19 protein-coding genes and 1 riboswitch are annotated in these 18,568 nt (G+C 64.3%); of the genes, 8 read left to right on the top strand and 11 right to left on the bottom strand.

Translation table 11 applies throughout. The features are described from left to right. Nucleotides 1-43: 43 nt before the first annotated feature. Nucleotides 44-991, bottom strand: a complete 948-nt coding sequence (locus tag AC0L2Y_RS08090) for an aldo/keto reductase (protein WP_473555164.1) — start codon at nucleotides 989-991, stop codon at nucleotides 44-46. A 324-nt stretch (nucleotides 992-1,315) separates the two neighbouring features. Between AC0L2Y_RS08090 and AC0L2Y_RS08085 the strand changes: the two genes are divergently transcribed. After that, nucleotides 1,316-2,296 carry a quinone oxidoreductase family protein gene (locus AC0L2Y_RS08085; protein WP_473555161.1) on the top strand — a complete coding sequence of 327 codons (981 nt, stop codon included), beginning with the start codon at nucleotides 1,316-1,318 and terminating at the stop codon, nucleotides 2,294-2,296. Nucleotides 2,297-2,316: 20 nt separating this feature from the next. Here AC0L2Y_RS08085 and AC0L2Y_RS08080 read toward each other — a convergent pair whose 3' ends face one another. After that, the gene (locus AC0L2Y_RS08080; RefSeq protein ID WP_473555342.1) at nucleotides 2,317-2,850 is read right to left on the bottom strand and encodes a gamma-glutamylcyclotransferase; all 534 of its coding nucleotides are present in this window, start codon (nucleotides 2,848-2,850) and stop codon (nucleotides 2,317-2,319) included. Between the two features lie 114 nt (nucleotides 2,851-2,964). Here AC0L2Y_RS08080 and AC0L2Y_RS08075 point away from each other — a divergent pair, with 114 nt between their 5' ends. Then, the gene (locus tag AC0L2Y_RS08075; RefSeq protein WP_473555158.1) at nucleotides 2,965-3,966 is read left to right on the top strand and encodes a DUF2125 domain-containing protein; all 1,002 of its coding nucleotides are present in this window, start codon (nucleotides 2,965-2,967) and stop codon (nucleotides 3,964-3,966) included. Nucleotides 3,967-3,996: 30 nt separating this feature from the next. Here AC0L2Y_RS08075 and AC0L2Y_RS08070 read toward each other — a convergent pair whose 3' ends face one another. Together AC0L2Y_RS08070 and hisC are read right to left on the bottom strand one after the other, a co-directional pair. Further along, nucleotides 3,997-4,932, bottom strand: a complete 936-nt coding sequence (locus tag AC0L2Y_RS08070; RefSeq protein WP_473555155.1) for a prephenate/arogenate dehydrogenase family protein — start codon at nucleotides 4,930-4,932, stop codon at nucleotides 3,997-3,999. Nucleotides 4,933-4,937: 5 nt separating this feature from the next. Then, the gene (gene hisC / locus AC0L2Y_RS08065) at nucleotides 4,938-6,047 is read right to left on the bottom strand and encodes a histidinol-phosphate transaminase (protein WP_473555153.1); all 1,110 of its coding nucleotides are present in this window, start codon (nucleotides 6,045-6,047) and stop codon (nucleotides 4,938-4,940) included. A gap of 138 nt (nucleotides 6,048-6,185) precedes the next feature. After that, nucleotides 6,186-6,263: riboswitch (SAM riboswitch) on the top strand. A gap of 92 nt (nucleotides 6,264-6,355) precedes the next feature. Between hisC and metX the strand changes: the two genes are divergently transcribed. Then, on the top strand, nucleotides 6,356-7,525 hold the full coding sequence (metX, locus tag AC0L2Y_RS08060) for a homoserine O-acetyltransferase MetX (RefSeq protein WP_473555151.1): 1,170 nt from the start codon (nucleotides 6,356-6,358) through the stop codon (nucleotides 7,523-7,525). Between the two features lie 172 nt (nucleotides 7,526-7,697). Then, nucleotides 7,698-8,312 carry a methionine biosynthesis protein MetW gene (metW, locus tag AC0L2Y_RS08055; RefSeq protein ID WP_352489406.1) on the top strand — a complete coding sequence of 205 codons (615 nt, stop codon included), beginning with the start codon at nucleotides 7,698-7,700 and terminating at the stop codon, nucleotides 8,310-8,312. A gap of 25 nt (nucleotides 8,313-8,337) precedes the next feature. Here metW and AC0L2Y_RS08050 read toward each other — a convergent pair whose 3' ends face one another. Further along, on the bottom strand, nucleotides 8,338-8,658 hold the full coding sequence (locus AC0L2Y_RS08050; RefSeq protein ID WP_473555148.1) for a DUF1330 domain-containing protein: 321 nt from the start codon (nucleotides 8,656-8,658) through the stop codon (nucleotides 8,338-8,340). Nucleotides 8,659-8,894: 236 nt separating this feature from the next. Between AC0L2Y_RS08050 and AC0L2Y_RS08045 the strand changes: the two genes are divergently transcribed. Both AC0L2Y_RS08045 and AC0L2Y_RS08040 read left to right on the top strand, forming a co-directional pair. Continuing rightward, on the top strand, nucleotides 8,895-9,641 hold the full coding sequence (locus AC0L2Y_RS08045) for an SDR family NAD(P)-dependent oxidoreductase (RefSeq protein ID WP_473555147.1): 747 nt from the start codon (nucleotides 8,895-8,897) through the stop codon (nucleotides 9,639-9,641). A 42-nt stretch (nucleotides 9,642-9,683) separates the two neighbouring features. Then, complete coding sequence (locus AC0L2Y_RS08040; protein WP_473555144.1) at nucleotides 9,684-10,709, top strand: RNA polymerase subunit sigma-70; 1,026 nt, start codon at nucleotides 9,684-9,686, stop codon at nucleotides 10,707-10,709. An 18-nt stretch (nucleotides 10,710-10,727) separates the two neighbouring features. Here AC0L2Y_RS08040 and AC0L2Y_RS08035 read toward each other — a convergent pair whose 3' ends face one another. From AC0L2Y_RS08035 to AC0L2Y_RS08025, 3 genes are all read right to left on the bottom strand, one after another. Beyond that, on the bottom strand, nucleotides 10,728-11,534 hold the full coding sequence (locus AC0L2Y_RS08035) for a DUF1194 domain-containing protein (protein ID WP_473555142.1): 807 nt from the start codon (nucleotides 11,532-11,534) through the stop codon (nucleotides 10,728-10,730). Between the two features lie 76 nt (nucleotides 11,535-11,610). Further along, nucleotides 11,611-13,443, bottom strand: coding sequence for an ABC transporter ATP-binding protein/permease (locus AC0L2Y_RS08030; RefSeq protein WP_473555139.1), 1,833 nt, complete (start codon nucleotides 13,441-13,443; stop codon nucleotides 11,611-11,613). A gap of 130 nt (nucleotides 13,444-13,573) precedes the next feature. After that, on the bottom strand, nucleotides 13,574-14,344 hold the full coding sequence (locus tag AC0L2Y_RS08025) for a class I SAM-dependent methyltransferase (protein ID WP_473555138.1): 771 nt from the start codon (nucleotides 14,342-14,344) through the stop codon (nucleotides 13,574-13,576). Nucleotides 14,345-14,442: 98 nt separating this feature from the next. Between AC0L2Y_RS08025 and gloB the strand changes: the two genes are divergently transcribed. Together gloB and AC0L2Y_RS08015 are read left to right on the top strand one after the other, a co-directional pair. Continuing rightward, nucleotides 14,443-15,210 carry a hydroxyacylglutathione hydrolase gene (gene gloB / locus AC0L2Y_RS08020; RefSeq protein ID WP_473555136.1) on the top strand — a complete coding sequence of 256 codons (768 nt, stop codon included), beginning with the start codon at nucleotides 14,443-14,445 and terminating at the stop codon, nucleotides 15,208-15,210. A gap of 21 nt (nucleotides 15,211-15,231) precedes the next feature. Continuing rightward, on the top strand, nucleotides 15,232-15,660 hold the full coding sequence (locus tag AC0L2Y_RS08015; RefSeq protein ID WP_473555134.1) for a cupin domain-containing protein: 429 nt from the start codon (nucleotides 15,232-15,234) through the stop codon (nucleotides 15,658-15,660). 4 nt (nucleotides 15,661-15,664) lie between these two features. Here the strand turns inward: AC0L2Y_RS08015 and AC0L2Y_RS08010 are convergent, their stop codons facing one another. From AC0L2Y_RS08010 to AC0L2Y_RS08000, 3 genes are read right to left on the bottom strand one after another with little or no spacing between them, the layout of a single operon-like run. After that, nucleotides 15,665-16,336: a lysoplasmalogenase family protein gene (locus tag AC0L2Y_RS08010; RefSeq protein ID WP_473555132.1), complete on the bottom strand. Its 672-nt coding sequence runs from the start codon at nucleotides 16,334-16,336 to the stop codon at nucleotides 15,665-15,667. Next, nucleotides 16,333-17,238 carry an aromatic amino acid exporter YddG gene (yddG, locus tag AC0L2Y_RS08005; RefSeq protein ID WP_473555130.1) on the bottom strand — a complete coding sequence of 302 codons (906 nt, stop codon included), beginning with the start codon at nucleotides 17,236-17,238 and terminating at the stop codon, nucleotides 16,333-16,335. The genes AC0L2Y_RS08010 and yddG overlap by 4 nt, the downstream gene beginning before the upstream one ends. 40 nt (nucleotides 17,239-17,278) lie before the next feature. Next, on the bottom strand, nucleotides 17,279-18,067 hold the full coding sequence (locus AC0L2Y_RS08000; protein WP_473555128.1) for a DUF3108 domain-containing protein: 789 nt from the start codon (nucleotides 18,065-18,067) through the stop codon (nucleotides 17,279-17,281). Nucleotides 18,068-18,568 lie beyond the last annotated feature (501 nt).

Below are 18,568 nucleotides of genomic sequence, written 5' to 3'. Positions count from 1 at the left end.
GGTAGGGCAAGGCAGCGCGCCGGTCTTGAACGATCGTGCGTGGCTATGCGCTGGCTTTGTCGAGCTCGGCGATATCGTCCGGGCTGAGCTGCAACGACGCGGCCCGCACCAGGCTGTCGAGCTGGTCGAGCGTCGTCGCGCTGGCGATCGGAGCGGTGACGCCGGGCCGCGCCATTACCCAGGCAAGCGCCACTTCCGCCGGCTTGGCCGAATGTCTGGCCGACACGGCATCGAGCGCTGAGAGGATGCGCATGCCGCGCGAATTGAGGTACGCTTTCACACCGCCGCCGCGCGGGCTTTTGCCGAGGTCGGCTTCGCTGCGGTACTTGCCGCTCAAAAATCCCTTGGCGAGGCTGAAATAAGTGATGACGCCGATGTCCTCGGCCACGCACAGATCGCGCAGCGGACCATCGAAGGACGAGCGGTCGTAGAGGTTGTATTCCGGCTGCAGCACCTCGTAGCGCGGCAGGCCGCGCAGGCTTGCTACGTCGAGTGCAGCCCGCAACTGGGCGGCGTCGAGGTTTGAAGCGCCGGCATAGCTGATTTTGCCCTTGTCGAGCAGTTTCTGGTAAGCGCCGAGCGTTTCCTCATAAGGGGTCGCCGGGTCGGGCCAGTGCGACAGATAGAGATCGACGCTGTCGACCTGCAGCCGCTTCAACGAGGCGTCGATGGCCTTTTCGATATAGGCGGCGGACAGGTCCCTTTTGCCCTGCCCCATATCCGAGCCGACCTTGGTGATGACGACGACCTTGTCGCGGTTGCCGCGGCTCTTCATCCATCTGCCGATGATGGTTTCGGATTCGCCGCCCTGGTGGCCGGCAATCCAGCGCGAATAGGAATCGGCCGTATCGATGGCGTTGAAACCGGCGTCGACAAAGCGGTCGAGCAAGTCGAACGAGGTTTTCTCATCGGCGGTCCAGCCGAACACATTGCCGCCCAGAACCAACGGCGCGATGGATAGGTCGGTGCGACCGAGACGACGTTTCTGCAAGGCTGATCTCCATGATGATTCATGCTGGGGCGGGTGGGAGCCGCCGACCGGGCTAACCTATGTCGCGCCGCGACGACGTCAAACGCATAGCCTCCTTTCCAACCCGCCGGCGCTTCACAAAACCGCGACCCGCCGCGCCACGTCCGGGATATCCAAACCAGCAGCCTCTGAAGAAACGATCTGGCAAATTTAGCATATAGATTGTCAAATCTGCCAATTCTGACTTTTGCCGGCCGGCCGTAGGTTCCGCCGCGCCGACGCAAGTCTCGGCACGTCGGCTGGGCTCAGACTGTTGGCCTCGGATCGTTTGTTATGGAGAACGGCATGAAGGCAATTGTATTTGACGCCATCGGTTCGCCGCGCGACGTGCTCTACGTGGATGACCTGCCGATGCCGCGGATCGGCGACGGCGATGTGCTGGTCAGGATGGTCTCGGCCTCGATCAATCCGGGCGACTTCCTGTTTATCCAGAACCTCTACCCCGAACCGAAGAAGCCGCATTTTCCCCGGCAGATCGCCGGAAACCACGGCGCCGGCATCGTCGAAGCCGTTGGCGCAAACGTCTTGCTGGAACCGGGCACGCTTGTCGCGTTCAGCTATTATGGCAGTTGGGCCGAGTACGCGGCCATTCCCGCCGAATGGCTGATCCCGTTGCCTGCCGGCTATCCAGTCGAACGCGCCGGGCAGATGGTGAACCCCATTACGGCGTGGGATCTGATGGTGGATTCCCGCGTGCGGCCCGGCCAGTGGCTGGCTGTCACGGCCGGCTATTCGTCGATTTCGACAATGGTGATGCAGTTCGCCCAACGACGGGGCATCAACGTCATCGCGCTGGTGCGGCGCTCGCACCAAAGCTTCGATCTGAAGACGCTTGGCGCCGCCGCCATTCTTGACCTTTCGGACTTGAAGGCAAGTATCCGGGAAGCGGTGATGGATATCACTGGCGGCGCCGGATTGAACGGGATTATCGACAATGTCGGCGGACATGTCAGCGGCGAATTGATCCGCACCCTGGCGCTTGGCGGACAGATGGTGATCAATGGCGGCATGAGTACCGAGCGCTTCGAACTGCACAATTTCGATGTCTTGCTGAGCGGCGTCGAGATCAGGGCGAATATCTATCGCTATTTCTTTTCGCCGCCTGTCGAAGCCGACCGGCCTGTCCTACGCGAGATCATCGACACCTTCGGCCAGCCCGGCTTCCACGTTCCTGTCGGCGGTCTCCACGCGCTGACCGAGTTCAAGCTTGCCGTGGCAAACAGCCTGGATCGCGCCGATCTTGGTAAACAGATTTTCAGGATGTAGTCCGCATCACGACACCGAAGCTACGTCGCGATCCGTCTCGTCACGTCTTCCAGCCAGTGATCGCTTATACCCAGCGCCTCGAGGTGCTCCAGCGTGCTGAACACATAATCCTCATTCCTCCCCGACTGGCCGACGGCGCCGCGAACGACGGCCGCCGCCTCGGCCGGGTCGAGCGCACCGGCATATTGCTCATGACTGCGGTCCACGACATAGGCGACGGCTTCGACCGTCTCGCCCCCATCCGTTTCACTCTTGTCGAGGCGAACACTGAGCACACGTTCGAGATAGACGTTGGTCACCAGTTCGCGCTCGCGCAGATAGGTGATGACCTCGTTGCGCAGCTCGCCTGGAACCCGGAACGCCAGCCCGATGCAGGAGCCGCCGCGGTCGAGGCCGAGCACCAGGCCCGGCCGTTCGCGCGTGCCGCGATGCACGAAAGAATAGACGCAGAGCGAACGGCGGTAGCCATGCAGGCGGGCGCGCCGCGTCTCGACATGCGCGAAACCCGGCCGCCAGATCAGTGAGCCGTAGCCAAAAACCCAAAAATCGCCCATATCGCCAAGCCTGATTGTGACGAACCATCCCACCGGTGGTGTTTCAGTCCGTCTACCTGTTATTGCCGCAAGCGACAGCCCGCCCGTGCCACCCGCGTTAACGAAAGCCGCAGCATGACGTCAAGTGACGAGCGCCCGCCGCCCAGCCAACGTCGCCGCCTGTTGTGGCTTGCCGCTTTCGTTCTCGTGCTGTTCGGCATCTACAGCGCGGGCTGGTTTTACCTGGCGGACCTCGTCGAGAGCGCAACCGAAAAGGCGGTTGCCGATCTCGACGGCAAAGGCATCAAGGCCGACTGCGCCAATCTCGCGGTCAGCGGCTATCCCTTCAGCTTCACCCTTTCCTGCGACAGCCTGGCTTACGAGGACGACAGCCGCAACGTCGCGGCATCGACAGGCAAGATCAACGCCGCCACGCAGATCACGCGGCTTTTGTCGCCTGCCGCCGAGCTCAGGGGGCCGCTCAGGACCTCTGTTCCCGGCATGACCCCGCTGTGGATCGACTGGGATGATCTGCGGGCCGACATGAAGCTGTCCTGGCCGCTGCCGAGGCGCCTCTCGCTGCAGGCAGAAGGCCTGTCCGGCCAGACCGATCCGGCAGACGACACCGATCCCGTCTCGCTGTTCAGCGCCGGAACCGCCACAGGGCAATTGCGCCCAAACGGCCCGGACGTCGACTATGCCGGCAATTTCACCGATCTTGAAATCGACGCGGCGGCCATCGACGGGCGCGTCTTGCCGCCGCTCGACGGCAGCGGCGACGTGACGCTGAAGAACGGCGTGACGCTGATCAAGGCAAATCCGAAGAGCCTGCGTGGCCAGGCGGCCGAAATCCACGAGCTCGATCTGTCGTCCGGAACTGCGCGCATCACCGTTTCGGGACCGCTGTCGGTCGATGACGACGGTCTCATAAATGCCGACCTGACGATCAGGCTCGATGATCCAAAGGCCGTGGCGGCAATCCTCGCCACCGCCATCCCCGAGCAGAAGAAAGAGATCCAAACCGGCTTTGCCGGACTGGCGCTGCTCGGCAACCAGCCGTCGATGCCGCTGAAGATCGTCAGGGGCAAGGCCTCGCTCGGCTTCATCCCGCTCGGCAAGATCAAGCCGCTCGACTAGAGGTCTGGCCTGCAACCGGCCTGCCGCGGCTTATCCCTTCGGCGGGTGTTCGACTGCCTGGCGGCCGAAATCCGGTACGTCGATATCCTGGCCGGCCTCGATGATCGAGCGGCGGACGGCGCGGGTGCGGGTGAACAGGTCGAACAGTTTTTCGCCGTCGCCCCAGCGGATCGCCCGCTGCAGCGAGGACAGATCTTCCGAGAACCGCGCCAGCATTTCGAGGATGGCGTCCTTGTTGTGCAGGCAGACGTCCCGCCACATGGTCGGGTCGGACGCCGCGAGACGGGTGAAGTCGCGAAAGCCGGAAGCCGAGTATTTGATGACCTCGGACTTGGTCACCGACTCCAGATCATCGGCGGTACCGACGATGTTGTAAGCGATGATATGCGGCAGGTGCGAAACGATGGCCAGCGTCATGTCGTGATGCTGCGGGTCCATCGTGTCGATGTTGGAGCCGCAGCGGCGCCAGAATTCCGAGAGCTTTTCCAGTGCCGCGGGATCGGTGCCGGGCAGCGGCGTGAAGATGCACCAGCGGTTCTCGAACAGTTCGGCAAAACCGGCATCCGGTCCCGATTTTTCGGTGCCGGCCAAAGGATGGCCGGGGATGAAGTGCACGCCATCAGGCACATGCGGCTGCATCTGCGCGATGACCGAGGCCTTCGTTGAGCCGACATCGGTGAGGATGGCGCCCTTTTTCAGCGCCGGTGCGATCTCCGCTGCGATGGCACCCGAAGAGCCGACCGGCACCGAAACGATAACCAGATCAGCGTCGCGAACCGCCTCTTTCGCATCCGTCGTGTAGGTGTCGCCGAGGCCGAGTTGGCTCGCCCGTGCCAGCGTCGCGTCGCTGCGCGTCGAAATCGCGACTTGGCCGGCGAGCCCCTCGCGGCGGATGACGCGGGCCAGCGACGAGCCTATCAGGCCGATGCCGACCAGCGCGATCTTTTCGAACATAGGTGAGGCCATGGTGTCTAGCTTTTCAGGAATGTCGCGAGTGCTGCGACAACGCCGCGATTGGCCTCTTCGGTGCCGATGCTCATGCGCAGCGCGTTGGGAAAACCGTAGCCGGAAACGCGCCGCAATATGTAGCCGCGCTGGCTGAGGTAGTCGTCGGCCGCCGCCGCCGAATGCTTTTTGTCCTCGGGAAAGTGGATGAGGATGAAATTGCCGACGCTCGGCGTCACCCGCAGCCCAAGCCCCTCCAATTGCTCGCTCAGCCAAGCCAGCCAGGTCTCGTTATGCGCGACGCTGCGTTCGATGTGGGCGCGGTCGCGGATCGCCGCGATGCCCGCCTCGATCGCCGTCGCATTGACGTTGAAGGGTCCCCGCACGCGGTTGATCGCGTCGATCACGTGCATTGGCGCATACATCCAGCCGATCCGCGCGCCGCCCAGGCCCAATTTCGAGAAAGTGCGGGTCATGACCACGTTTTCCGCGCTGCCCACCAACTCGACGCCGGCTTCATAGTCGTTGCGCCGGACATATTCGGCGTAAGCTGCGTCCAGCACCAGAAGCACGTTTCGCGGCAGGCCGGCATGCAGGCGGCGCACCTCCTGGAACGGCACGTAGGTGCCGGTTGGATTGTTTGGATTGGCAAGGAAGATGGCCCTGGTGCGCGGCGTCACCGCGGCGAGGATCGCATCGATATCGGCGCGTTCATCGGTCTCCCTGACCGTTACCGGGACGGCACCGGCCGACTGTATGTAGATCTTGTAGACCATGAAGCCGTGTTCGGTGATGATGGCTTCGTCGCCGGGCGCGAGATAGGTCTGCGCGAGCAGGCCCAGAATCTCGTCGGAGCCGTTGGAGCAGACGATGTTCGCCGGGTTGAGCCCGTGCACCTCGGCGATCGCTTCCCTCAGGCGCCTGGCGCTGCCGTCGGGGTAGACCGCGAGCTTGTCGGCGACCGCGCGCGCGGCCTCTATCGCCTTTGGCGAAGGACCGAGCGGGTTCTCATTCGCCGACAATTTGTGGACCTTGGCGACACCTTCAGGCGCCGCGCTCTTGCCGGGCACATAGGCTTCGATGTCCATGATGCCGGCGCGGGGCCTTGGACGTGTCTGATCCGGTGTCTGGCTCATTTCATGAAATCCGTCGAGAGTGCCTCCATCCGGAAGCCGCAGCGGAAATACAAGCCGTGGCCCGGAATGTCGAGGGCCGGCAATTCGGGATCAAGAACTTGCCGTTGACGAAGCCATGCGTCGGTCCTAGAAGAGCAGCGAAAGTTCCGTGGTGATTTGGCCGGTCGGCTTGCAGCCACGTTAAACAACTTGCTAAAGGGCCGTTTGCATCTTGTAACCGGCTTTGCGAAGGCATGGCCGGTTTTTTGTTGCCCTGACTGGCTGTTGCCCAGACCGGTGGACAACTGAAGGCCGGGCAAGGAGATGTGATGGTCGCTTTGCGCGCGCGAAAAACCAACAACGAGGCCGACCAGCCGTCGAGCCCGGTGTTGCGTTTCGGCGCCGACAAGCCGCTCAAGCTCGACGCCGGCACGCTGCTGTCGCCGTTCCAGATCGCCTACCAGACCTATGGCACGCTCAACGACGCCCGCTCCAACGCCATCCTCGTCTGCCATGCGCTGACCGGCGACCAACATGTCGCCAACACCAATCCGGTGACCGGAAAGCCGGGCTGGTGGGAAGTGCTGATCGGCCCCGGCAAGATCATCGATACCGACCGTTTCTTCGTCATCTCGTCAAACGTCATCGGCGGCTGTCTCGGCTCCACCGGCCCCGCCTCGACCAATCCCGCCACCGCCAGGCCCTACGGGCTCGACTTGCCGATCATCACCATCCGCGACATGGTGCGGGCGCAGCTGATGCTGGTCGAGCATTTCGGCATCGAACAGCTGTTCAGCGTGCTTGGCGGTTCGATGGGCGGCATGCAGGTGCTGCAATGGGCCTCTAGCTATCCCGAGCGCGTCTTCTCGGCGTTGCCGATCGCCACCGGTGCCCGCCATTCCTCGCAGAACATCGCTTTCCACGAGGTCGGCAGGCAGGCAGTGATGGCCGACCCGGACTGGCATGGCGGCAAATATTTCGAGCATGGCAAGCGGCCGGAAAAGGGCCTGGCGGTGGCGCGCATGGCCGCCCACATCACCTATCTGTCGGAAGCCGCGCTGCACCGCAAGTTCGGCCGCAACCTGCAGGACCGCGAAGCGCTGACCTTCGGCTTCGATGCCGACTTCCAGATCGAGAGCTATCTGCGCCATCAGGGCATGACCTTCGTCGATCGCTTCGATGCCAACTCCTATCTCTACATGACCCGGGCGATGGACTATTTCGATCTCGCCGCCGACCATGGCGGCCGGCTGGCCGATGCCTTCGCCGGCACCAAGACGCGCTTCTGCCTGGTTTCGTTCACCAGCGACTGGCTGTTCCCGACCGAGGAGAGCCGCTCGGTCGTGCACGCGCTGAACGCGGCCGGCGCCTCGGTCTCGTTCGTCGAGATCGAGACCGACCGCGGCCACGACGCCTTCCTGCTCGACGAGCCGGAACTGTTCGCCGCCATCAGAGGCTTCATCGCCTCGGCCGCGCGGGCGAGAGGGCTCGGCGCATGACCCCGAAAAGTTGCGGGCTGTTCGGATCAGGACCATGCGCCAGGCATCAGCGCATGACCCCGACAAGTTGCAGACTTTTCGGATCAGGACCATGCGCCAGGCATCAGAGCATGGCCCCGAAAAGTTGCAGACTTTTCGGATCAGGACCATGCGCCAGGCAAGAGCCGAACGCATGAGCGTCAACCGCGCCCAGCGCGTCGACCTCGAAGTCGTCGCCGACCTCATCCCGCCGCAGTCGCGGGTGCTGGACGTCGGTTCCGGCGACGGCCTGCTGCTCGAATTGCTGCAGGAGACCAAGAAGGTCGACGGCCGCGGGCTGGAACTGTCGCAGCGCGGCGTCAACGAATGCGTGGCGCGGGGCCTGTCGGTCATCCAGGGCGATGCCGACAAGGATCTCCAATTCTATCCCGACAAGGGTTTTGATTTCGTCGTCTTGTCGCAGACCTTGCAGGCGACCCGCAATCCGAAGCTGGTGCTCGACGAGTTACTCCGGATCGGCAATCGCGCCATCGTCTCCTTCCCCAATTTCGGCCATTGGCGGGTGCGCTTTTCGCTGCTCTTCAACGGCCGCATGCCGGTGACCAAGGACCTGCCCTATTCCTGGTACGACACGCCCAACATCCATTTCTGCACCATTCGCGATTTCGTCAATCTATGCGACGAGCTTGGCGCGACGGTGGAAAAGGCGACCGCGCTCGACGCCAACGGCCAGCGGATCGGCTTCTCGATGCCGTGGTGGTTCTGGAACTTTTTCGGCCAGCAGGCGGTGTTCCTGTTGAAACGATAAGAGCCAATCGTAGCAGATCGCCCCCTTATTCGAGAACGTCGGTGGCCCTGTGCGGGTGCTGGACGCCGTCGACCAAGATCACGTCGGATTGGGAATTGCCGGTGCGCAGCGGCAAGATCTCCTGATAGGCGGGCGAGTCGTACCATGCGCGCGCCTGCTGCCTGTCTGGAAACTCGATGATTATGAGGTAGCCCGGCCAGGTGTTTTCAACGACTTCCACCTCGCTGCCATGCACGATGAAGCGCCCGCCAAACGGCTCCAGCGTGGCATCGATCTTGTGCAGGTACTCGACGATCTGCGGCCCCGGCGTGACCTGGCGCATATGGGCGACGGCGTAGGCGGTCATGGCGTAACTCCTTGTGGTCGAAGGCCGGACAACCGGCTTGATGGGCGCAGTTTTGCCGAGACGTAGCGCACAGGTCGATTACCCCCGAGGTAATGACACTGAATACAAAACTGGCGCGCCGCTGCCCTCAGCTGAAAGATATTTCCGCCTGGCACCGATGATTTCCACCCACCTGCGCTGTCCTTATCGATGAGCGCGCCTGGATGGTCCGGCGGCCGGGAACAGAGAGGTGATCCATGGGATCGTTGCAAAATCAGAATGTCGTCGTCGTCGGAGGCAGCCGTGGTGTCGGCCGCTCCATCGCGGAGGCCGCCCTCAAAGAGAAAGCGACGGTGCTGGCCGTCGCCCGCGGAAAACAGGCCCTGGCGCAATTTGCCTGGGAGGTCTCGGGCGTGAAGACGCTCGCGGTCGATGCGACGGTGGACTCCGCCCCCGACAAGGTCTTCGCCGCGCTGGAGCCGGACGTGCTGGTGATCTGCGCAGGCGCCCTGGCCCCTTCCGCGCCGGTGCATGAACAGAACTGGAAGGCCTTCTCCGCAAATTGGGACACGGACGTCAAGGCGTCGTTTCTGTTTTGCCGGGCCGCTCTGCGGCGTCCGCTCAAGCCGGGAACCCGGATCGTTCTGATCTCCAGCGGCGCGGCCTTGACCGGCGGACCACCGAACGCCGGCGGCTATGCCGGCGCAAAACGCATGCAGATGTTCCTGGCCGGTCATAGCCAGAAGGAGGCCGACCGGCTTGGCCTCGGCCTGCGCTTCATGGCGCTCGCGCCGATGCGCATCATGCCGGAGACCGGCGTCGGCAAGGCCGGCATCGACAGCATCGCGGCCTATATGGGCATCCAGCCGGCGGACTTCATCGCCGCCATGACCGACATGCAAACGCCGGCCGATGTCGGACGGGCGGTGGTCGCGCTTGCCACCGGTCAGCCGCAAGGCAGTTCCTTCATGGTGAGCGGTAGCGGGCTTGCCCCGGCCGCCTGAGGCGCGCGTAATGCAACGCTCACTCGTAACCGCACAAGCCGCATGACAGACGCTCAGCCACCTCTGGAACCAGCCGGCCAACCGATCCTCGATCGGCTGGCCTTCGAGAAGGTCACGGCCGCCCATCGCCGCGAGCTCAAGCTGCATTGCTATCGCATGATGGGTTCGCTGCACGAGGCCGACGACCTCGTCCAGGACACGTTGCTTCGCGCCTGGCGCGCCAGGTCGGAATTCGACGGGCGGGGTTCGGTTCGCGGTTGGCTCTACATGATTGCCACGAACGCTTGCCTCAACGCCATCAAGGCGAGGTCGAGGGCGCGCCGCATTCTCCGGGAACCCGGACGGCCGCCGTCGCACGGGGCGGCCACAGGCGGGCCGGTAGCCGACATCGCCTGGCTGGAGCCCTACCCCGACGCCGAGCTTCCAGACATTGCCGGCAGCGAGCCAGGTCCGGAAGCCCGTTACGAGAGCCGCGAGGCCGTCCAGCTCGCCTTCGTCGCCGCCATCCAGGATCTGCCGCCCAGGCAGCGCGCCGCGCTGCTGCTTGCCGACGTCCTCGGATGGTCTGCTGTCGAGACGGCGCGTTTGCTGGGTGGATCGACGGCTTCGATCAACAGCGCGTTGCAGCGCGCCCGCGCAACGCTGGCGGCGCGCTATCCTCAGGGACGGCCGGCCAGCCGATCACGGCCCAGCCCCGAAGAAGGCCTGCTGCTCGAACGCTACATGCATGCCTGGCAGGCCGCCAATCTCGACAGCTTGATCGAGCTGCTGCGTGAGGACGCCATCTATACCATGCCGCCCTGGCGCGAATGGTATCAAGGCCGCGAAGCGATCCGCGGTTTCTTCGAGACCGTCTGGCCGAAGTTTGGCGGCTTCCGCACGCTGGCCACTCGGGCCAATGCCCAACCGGCGGTCGGGGTTTATTCCCGCAGCCACGATGGTCCTGGATGGCGGGCCCATTCCCTGCATGTGTTCGACGCAGCCGAGGGCGGGATCGCTTCCTTGACGATCTTCATAGGGCCGCTCGGGCCATCTCTGTTCCCGGCCTTCGGCCTGCCACCAGCCTAGCTTACCCCTTGGCCAGCCTTATCGGTCAAGTTCCGGGAAATACGGGTCCGAGAAAAACCGCCGGTCGCGCTCGCCTTGCAGGCAGTCGATCGGTGCGTCGATGCGGATCGTCCTCGGATCCACCTCGGGATACTCGATGCCGCTGACCTCGAGGATCAGTTTGCGGCGAGTGGCGGTGGCGAATTCGGAAGCCGCGTAGATCGGCAGCACGAACGAGCCCGGCCCGCCGGTGACGCATTCGGCATAATACCGGTCGAGATGGCTAAAGGTGGGTGACGGGCTGATCAGGATCGGCAGCCCGTTGATGATGATGCCCTTAGCCAGCGCCGCATCGCGTGCCGTTGTGACCGGCAGGCCAGTGTTGTTTGGGCCGTCGCCCGAGACGTCGATGACGCGGCGTTTGCCGGCGAAGGCCGTGCCGTTGAAAAGCTCGGCGCCGAAGGCCACTGCACCGGAAATCGAGGTGCCGCGAAAGCTCCTGAACGGGCGGGCCGCGATCTTGTCGGCGAAAGCGTTGGCGCTCTCCTTGCTGTCGACGACCTGCCAGGCAATGACCGCATCGTCGCGGATGGTGCCGGCCCATTCGAAATAGGCGATGGCGATGCGGCCGGAGGTGCCGGCACGCACGGCGTTGATGAAGTCGGGGTGGCGCAGCGCCGCGACATAGCCGGCGCGCTGCAGGGCAAACTCCCTTTCATCCATCGACTGCGAGATGTCGACGGCCAGCACCAGCTCGACATCGACGACAATTGCATTGGCCGGCGCGGCCGCAGGTGCCGCCGGGGTGCAGGCAAGCCAGGCGAGCAGGGCGAGAGCGTCAAGCATGGCCGATCGGAACGTTCCCATCTGAAACGATCGCGACAGTTTTTCGCCGCGATCGCGGCGAAATAAAGCTTACCTTCTATTTCTTTCGGCCGCCCGAGGCGAAAGCCGGGGGCGGTTCGATGGCACCTGCCCTGATTCGGGCCGGCTTGAGGGGCGGTTGGCCGGCATCCTTGACGATGGTCAACGCCCGGCGGAAGAAGCGGGCATTGTGCTGGCCGCGGCCGATATTGAGGATCGCGGCGTCGGGAAGGCGCTTCTCCAGCATCGACAGCACTTGCCTCAGCGTTGGGCCGTCGAACGCGTCCAACGCTTCGTCGATGATCACCCATTTCGGCCGTCGCAAGGCCAGCCTGGCAAAGGCCAGCAGACGCTGCTCGTCGTCGCTGAGCTCACGCTCCCAGCGCGCCGAGCGATCGAGCGAGGACGACAGGCGTTGCAGCCCGACATCGGCCAGCACCTCCGAGATCTCGGCATCGCTCGCCTCCGCCGCGCCGTCTGAATGGTTGAGCACCTCGCGCAGCTTGCCGAGCGGGAAATAGGGGGTACGCGGAACAAAGATCGGCGCTTCTCCGGCCGGAATGCCGATCCGTCCGCTGCCCCATGGCCACAGACCGGCAATGGCCCGGAAGAACAGCGTCTTGCCGGCGCCCGGATCTCCGGTGATCATCACCCGGTCGCCGGCGCGGATTTCGACATGCGGCTCGGCAAGCTTGGTGCATCCCTCCGGCGAGGCGATCTCGAGTTTCTCGAAGGTCAGGCTGCCGTCCGGGTTTTCGCCGAACGAAATGCGCCTTTCCGTGTGGTGCAGCGCGTCGGTGTCGCCAAGCGCGATGCGGAAGTCGGCGACCCGCATCAGCGTAGCGCGCCAATCGGCGATGCCGCCGATATTGTTGATGAACCAGCGCAGCGAGGAATGGACCTGGTTGAAGGCGCCGACTGCCATCATCAAGCCGCCAAAGCTGATATCGCCGGCAAAATAGACCGGTGAGGCGACCAGGATCGGTGCGACGACAGTGATCCAGCCATAGGTGTCGGTAACCCAGGAAAGATTGATCTGGGCGCTGTAGATGCGCCGCATGGCGCCCAGCACCATGCCGAGATCGAATTCGAGCCGGCGCCTGGCATCGGCCTCGCCATGCGCAAGCGCGATGGCATCGACATTCTCGTTAACGCGAACCACCGAGGAGCGCAGCTCCGCTTCACGCGTATAGCGATCGTTGTTGAAGCGGATCAGCGGCCGTCCGACCAGCCAGCTCAACCAGGAGGCTGTGCCGGCATAAAGGATCGCCGCCCAGACCATGTAGCCGGGTATGGCCAGCGAATGGCCACCTATGTGGAAGACGAAGCCGGAAGACAGCGACCACAGGACCCCAACAAAGGAGGCTAGCAGGATGCAGGACTGCAGCAGGCCGATGCCGAGACCGGTGGAAAGATCGGAGAGATGCCCGGCATCCTGCTGCAGGCGCTGGTCGGGATTGACGCCGATGGCGCCGGCATGGGTCAGCCGGAAGGCACGCGCCGGCCGCATCCATTCGTCGATCAGGTCGAGCGTCAGCGCCTCGCGCAGCTTCAGGCGGAGCATCTGGTCGAGCCAGGTCTGGCCGACATTGAGCACCACAAGCCCGCCGGCGATGCCGGCAAAGATCAGAAGCTGATGCAGGAAAGCCGGCATGTCGCGCCGCGCCAGCGCGTCGTAGAAAGGCTGGTTCCAGCGATTGAGCAGAACCTGCCCGATCGAGCTCGCCACGATGACGGCGACGATGCCGATCGCGGCCCAAAACAATTGTTTTCGCACTGGCGAGGTGGTCAGCGCCAATTTGATTGTTGCCAACTGCTCACGCAGGCTGCTGGCTTCGATCGAGGTGGCAAGCTTCTGGGTGCTGGCCTCGACATCCGGAAGATCAGCCATGGGTGGATCCTTGCATTCGGAGGCGGTGCTGAAACCCGGTCATAGAATCGACCGCGTATGCCTTCAATCGGGCAGCCAACCCGTTCGCGACAGATAGGTGAGAAAAAACCTGCGTCGGATCACGAACGCGTCATCTTGGCGGCGCCGGACGTTCGGTCCGCGACAGCCGGCCAAGCGTCGGCGCGCCATGCGGCGAGAGAACCGGCACGAAGACGCGGCGGGACGCGCGCTGGGCAACCGGCACGCCCTGATAGAGCCGCTTCTGCGCCTCGACGACGATAACGCCCGAAAAGATCGGCCAGAAGCGCCGGCCGGCGCGTTCCAGCACATTGTGGAACTGCATCATGAAGCGTCGCGGCGATGGCGGGAAGAACAGCGCATCGGACCACGCCGCCGGCGTGAAATTCGCTTCGCGCAGCAATTCGGTCAGCTGGCCGCGCGAGAACGGCCGGCCATTGCCGAAAGGCGTGTGCTCGAAGCGCGCCCAGACGCCGCGCCGGTTGGGCACGACGATGACGACACGGCCGGCCGGCGACAGCACCCGCCAGATCTCGTTCAGCGTCTCGCGCGGGTTCTCGACATGTTCGAGCGAATGGACGAGCAGCATGCGGTCGATGCAGGAATCAACCAGCGGCAGTTCCTCGTCGAAGACCAGGGCGGTCGCCGTCGGCCCGGTCGCCGGCCAGACCACCGCGCCCTGCGTTGCCGGCATGAAGGCAAAGACACGCTCGGCATCGCTGCCGAAGCGCTCCAGCCACGGCAAGGTGTAGCCGAGGCCGACCAGCCGCTCGTTGGGCACGACGGCCCATATCGAGGACAGCGCCATGGTGATCGAGCGTTCGGCCAGGCGGCCGAGCGTGGTCGAATAAAACGAACGGAGATCGACAATGTCTGAATGCATGGGCGGAACGGTAGCTTCGAAGCAGTCCAAGTTCAACAAAGGCGGATGACATCGGCTGGCAGGCGCCCTATGTCTGCGCCTATAAACGGAGAGATATGATGCCGGTCGAGATCGAACAATTCATGTGCCGCAGCGACAATTTCGGCGTGCTGGTGCATGACCCGAAAAGCGGCCAGACGGCGCTCATCGATGCGCCCGAGGAGGCGCCGATCCTGGCGGCGATCAAGCGCACCGGCTGGACCCCGACGATGATCCTGACCACCCACCACCATTTCGACCATGTCGAGGCCAATCTGGCGCTGAAGGAGCGTTTCAAGCTGCGCATCGTCGGGCCGGAAGCCGAAAAGGCAAAGATTCCCGGCATCGACGAAACTGTCGAGCAAGGCTCGGTCGTCCACCTCGGCGACGAGCGGATCGAGGTCATCGCCACACCCGGCCACACGGCGGGCCACGTCACCTATCATCTGCCGGCGTCGAAAGTGGCATTCGCCGCCGACACGCTGTTTGCGCTCGGCTGCGGGCGGCTGCTCGAATGCAAGCCGCCGGTGATGTACGAATCCCTGAAGAAGCTCGCGGCGCTGCCGGCCGAGACGGTCGTCTATTGCGGCCATGAGTATACGCTGGCCAACGCCCGTTTCGCGCTGACCGTCGACCCGACCAATTCGGCGCTGAAAGAGCGCGCCGCCAAGGTCGAGGCGCTGCGCGCCGACGGCAAACCGACGCTGCCGACGACGATCGGCGAGGAACTGTCGACCAATCCGTTCCTGCGCTGGCACGATCCGGCGATCCGCAGGCATCTCGGCCTGGAGAAGGCCTCGGACGCCGAAGTGTTCGCCGAGATCCGCAAGCGCAAGGACAATTTCTGAGCGGCGCCAGGAGCTAGGGCCATGACCAGTTCCGCCGAAATCATCGCCCTGCTCGGCCTGAAGCCGCATCCGGAAGGCGGCTGGTACGCCGAGACCTTTCGCGACGGGGCGGAAGGCGCCCGCGGCCATTCGACGGCGATCTATTTTCTCCTCGAGAAGGACCAATTGTCGGCCTGGCACCGGGTCAAGGACGCGGCCGAGGTCTGGCATTTCTATGACGGTGCGCCGCTGGCGCTATCGATACATCGAGAAGGCGGTCCCGTCATCGAGGAGATCCTCGGTACCGCGCTTGCCGCAGGCGAGCGGCCGCAGATCGTCGTGCCGGCAGGCTGGTGGCAGTCGGCACGCAGCCTCGGCGAATGGACCCTGGTCGGCTGCACCGTGGCGCCGGGTTTCGATTTCGCCGCCTTCGAACTTGCCGAACCAGGCTGGCTGCCGGGAACGCCCTAGGCACCTAGCCCAACAGGAAACCCAGCGTGATCGCCAGCTGGCCGACGTAATACACCGCCCAGACCGCATGGCGCACCCAGATGCGGTGCGGCGAGATGGCGGGCAGCATGAAATTTTCCGCGGCGTGCAGCCCGTCGGACACCATGAGCAGGACGACGCCGCCGATAACCGCGGCATTGTTCAAGGTGAGCGCGGCACCGCCCATGGCAAGCAGTGCCGCGGCATGCACACCGATCGGCAAACGCAAGGCGGGGCCGACGCGGCGCCGGAGCCCTAAAAGCATGGCCAGCACCGACACGACCATCGCCAGCACGATCGTTGCCCGCCACGGCTCGGCCGAAAGCAGCCCGGGGCCGCCGCCGGCACGCAGGAACAGCACGACGTAAAGCACATGCGCGGCAAGAAAACTTGCCGTGCCGCCAAGAAATGCCTTCTCGCCGTCGCGCGACAGGAAGGCGTCTCCGATGGCACTTGCGCCGAGCGCGGCGACGAGCAGCCATGGGCCGCCCTGCTGCACGACCAGCACCGCCAACATCGCAACCGCCAATGTCCTTGCAGCCGACCGCGAAAGGCGCGGCGGCATGCCGAGGCTGAACGCGTAAATCACCGCCGCCGCCAGCGAAAATACCAGCGTCGCATTGGCATTGGCATCGATGCCGCCGGGAAACGGCATCATGCGTTTGCCTCGCTCGTGGCCCTCTTGCCCAGGAACAGCGATTTCGCCGCCAGTGCCGCGCCGCCGGTGATCAGCACGCAGGCGGCGAGGATGCGCCATGACGGCTCGGCGAAGCCGGCGGCGATCAGCACCAGGGTGGACAGCAGCGGCGCGGCATAGCTCGCCGCCCCCAGCACCTGGATGTTGCCGCGCTTGACGCCGATGTCCCAGGCATAGAACGCCGCCCCCACCGGCATCAGACCGAGGCCGAGCACGGCCAGCCACTGGCCGGCGCCGGCGGGCAGCACCGTCTGTTCAAGCAACAGATGGCAGACCAGCGAAAGGGCCGCGGTGGCGGCGCAGAACCAGGTGACGATGCTGGTCGGCACCGACGGGAAACGCCGCGACAACAGCGAATAGGACGACCACAGCAACGCACAGACGCCGGCCATGGCGTAGCCGAAGGCATAACGCGCATCGAAGGCAAGCCCGCCGCCCTTGGTGACGATCAGGACCGTGCCGGCAAGGCCGAGCAGCGCGCCGGCGACGTGGTTCCAGGCCAGCCGCTCGCCCGGCATCAGCGCCGACCCCAGCACGATCAGCAGCGGCCACAGGTAGGCGATCAGGCTGGCCTCGACGGCCGGCGCATTGCGCAGCGCGGTGAAATAGAAGAAGTGGTAGCCGAACAGGCCGGCAATGCCGATCACCCAGACTTTGCGTGGTATTTTGACCTGGCGCGGTATCTTCGCGGCCCCGCCGGCTGCCGGCATGAACAGCCGGGCAACCAGCCCCACGCAGGTGCCGATCGTGAAGGTGATTGCCGAAAGCAGGAACGGCGGCACGGCGCCCGAAGCATCGGTAAGCAGCGCCAGCAGCGCCCACATGGCGACTGCGGAGAAGCCGATCAGTGTTGCGCGCGCCATACCCGTCGCCCCCATGCCCGTTGGCGGCGCACCATCACGCCTATTCGTTCGCTTCGAACCGCTCCGCGCTGATCGTCAACGGGCCGATTTGCGTGCTGACCGTGGCGCGGATCGGCGCATATACGCCGCTTTGGCCGACCGGTGCAAACGTCACCATGATGCGGCTGCGTTTCCTGAGGTAATTCAGCGCCTTGCGATTCTTGCGGTAGCCGGCCACCGGCTCGAAGCCCAGCCTGCAGGTGACCGTATCGCCCTGGTAGCCGGCCACGGAGATCGAGCCTTTGGACTCGTAGGTCAGTTTCAGATCGGCACGCATTTCGCCGTCATAGAGCTTCACCGTGCGCCCGCAGACCTGGTCGAGGCTGTCGGCATGGATAACGGTCGCGGCCATCGGATCGAGGACCGATACGAGATGGCTGCCGACCAGCGGTATCCAATTCTCGGGATTGCGCTTCTTCGGCGCAGGCACGACCTTGGTCGAGGTGACGACGCCGTTGGCAAACTGGATGTCGATCATCGATGCCTTCTTGCCGGACGTGTAGTCGGCGTGGAACGCCTGCGGCTGCAACTTCTTGCCCGAAATCTTGCCCTTCGACGAGATCGTGCCTTTCGTATCGTCGAACAAAGTGGCGAGCCCGGCGGCGGAAACACTGCCCTCGATAGAATAGGTGTCGCCCTCGTAATGGCTGGAGAATTTCGCCTTGGCCACGGAGAGGCCGAGGAACGACACCGAATACTCGCCCGTGAAGGATTGCGGATCGGCCGAAGCCGTTGTCGGCAGCGCGACGGCCAACAGCACGACCAGGGCATGGAGGAAAGAACGAGGCATGGCGGGTCCTTGATTGTCGACCGGACGGGCGCTCCGGTCTGGCATGTCCCTGTGCGACCGCTTATAGGCCGAATTCCGGCCTTAATGTGAAGGGCTGCGTCGGCAGGAAACGCTGAGGCTGGTCGGTGGGAGGTGGCGGAAGCCGGAAATGAAAAACCCGCCTCGGCGGGCGGGTCGTTGGAGCCAATTAGCACCATACCCAAATTAGAAGCATAGCTGCCGGCACAAAGCAAGAACAAAATGTGGCACCCTCGACGATTTGCCGATCTCCCCCCTTGCGGGGGAGATGGCCGGCAGGGCAGAGGGGTGGAGCGCGGCTTCATTCCAGCTTGGGTTCCTCGCCCCACGAAGTGGGGAGAGGTGGCTCGGCGAAGCCGAGACGGAGAGGGGAACCGCGCTCTATGAAGGCCCCCTCTCCGGGCGCGGGGCGGGCCCCCCGCCCCCCCGGGGGGGGGGGGGGGGGGGCCCGCCCCGGGGACGGGGGATAAAACACCGCCCGGG

Source organism: Mesorhizobium sp. WSM4830 (assembly GCF_055811495.1).
Note: the sequence above shows the minus strand (reverse complement) of the source record. Positions and strands in the feature narration are given on the sequence as shown.

Coding starts and splice junctions, on each gene's coding strand:
- AC0L2Y_RS08000 (WP_473555128.1), bottom strand. CDS start 18,067: ATGCCTCGTTCTTTCCTCCATGCCCTGGTCGTGCTGTTGGCCGTCGCG.
- AC0L2Y_RS08030 (WP_473555139.1), bottom strand. CDS start 13,443: ATGGCTGATCTTCCGGATGTCGAGGCCAGCACCCAGAAGCTTGCCACC.
- AC0L2Y_RS08010 (WP_473555132.1), bottom strand. CDS start 16,336: ATGATGCCGTTTCCCGGCGGCATCGATGCCAATGCCAATGCGACGCTG.
- AC0L2Y_RS08045 (WP_473555147.1), top strand. CDS start 8,895: ATGGGATCGTTGCAAAATCAGAATGTCGTCGTCGTCGGAGGCAGCCGT.
- gloB (WP_473555136.1), top strand. CDS start 14,443: ATGCCGGTCGAGATCGAACAATTCATGTGCCGCAGCGACAATTTCGGC.
- metW (WP_352489406.1), top strand. CDS start 7,698: ATGAGCGTCAACCGCGCCCAGCGCGTCGACCTCGAAGTCGTCGCCGAC.
- AC0L2Y_RS08025 (WP_473555138.1), bottom strand. CDS start 14,344: ATGCATTCAGACATTGTCGATCTCCGTTCGTTTTATTCGACCACGCTC.
- metX (WP_473555151.1), top strand. CDS start 6,356: ATGGTCGCTTTGCGCGCGCGAAAAACCAACAACGAGGCCGACCAGCCG.
- yddG (WP_473555130.1), bottom strand. CDS start 17,238: ATGGCGCGCGCAACACTGATCGGCTTCTCCGCAGTCGCCATGTGGGCG.
- hisC (WP_473555153.1), bottom strand. CDS start 6,047: ATGAGCCAGACACCGGATCAGACACGTCCAAGGCCCCGCGCCGGCATC.
- AC0L2Y_RS08070 (WP_473555155.1), bottom strand. CDS start 4,932: ATGGCCTCACCTATGTTCGAAAAGATCGCGCTGGTCGGCATCGGCCTG.
- AC0L2Y_RS08035 (WP_473555142.1), bottom strand. CDS start 11,534: ATGCTTGACGCTCTCGCCCTGCTCGCCTGGCTTGCCTGCACCCCGGCG.
- AC0L2Y_RS08075 (WP_473555158.1), top strand. CDS start 2,965: ATGACGTCAAGTGACGAGCGCCCGCCGCCCAGCCAACGTCGCCGCCTG.
- AC0L2Y_RS08040 (WP_473555144.1), top strand. CDS start 9,684: ATGACAGACGCTCAGCCACCTCTGGAACCAGCCGGCCAACCGATCCTC.
- AC0L2Y_RS08050 (WP_473555148.1), bottom strand. CDS start 8,658: ATGACCGCCTACGCCGTCGCCCATATGCGCCAGGTCACGCCGGGGCCG.
- AC0L2Y_RS08085 (WP_473555161.1), top strand. CDS start 1,316: ATGAAGGCAATTGTATTTGACGCCATCGGTTCGCCGCGCGACGTGCTC.
- AC0L2Y_RS08015 (WP_473555134.1), top strand. CDS start 15,232: ATGACCAGTTCCGCCGAAATCATCGCCCTGCTCGGCCTGAAGCCGCAT.
- AC0L2Y_RS08080 (WP_473555342.1), bottom strand. CDS start 2,850: ATGGGCGATTTTTGGGTTTTTGGCTACGGCTCACTGATCTGGCGGCCG.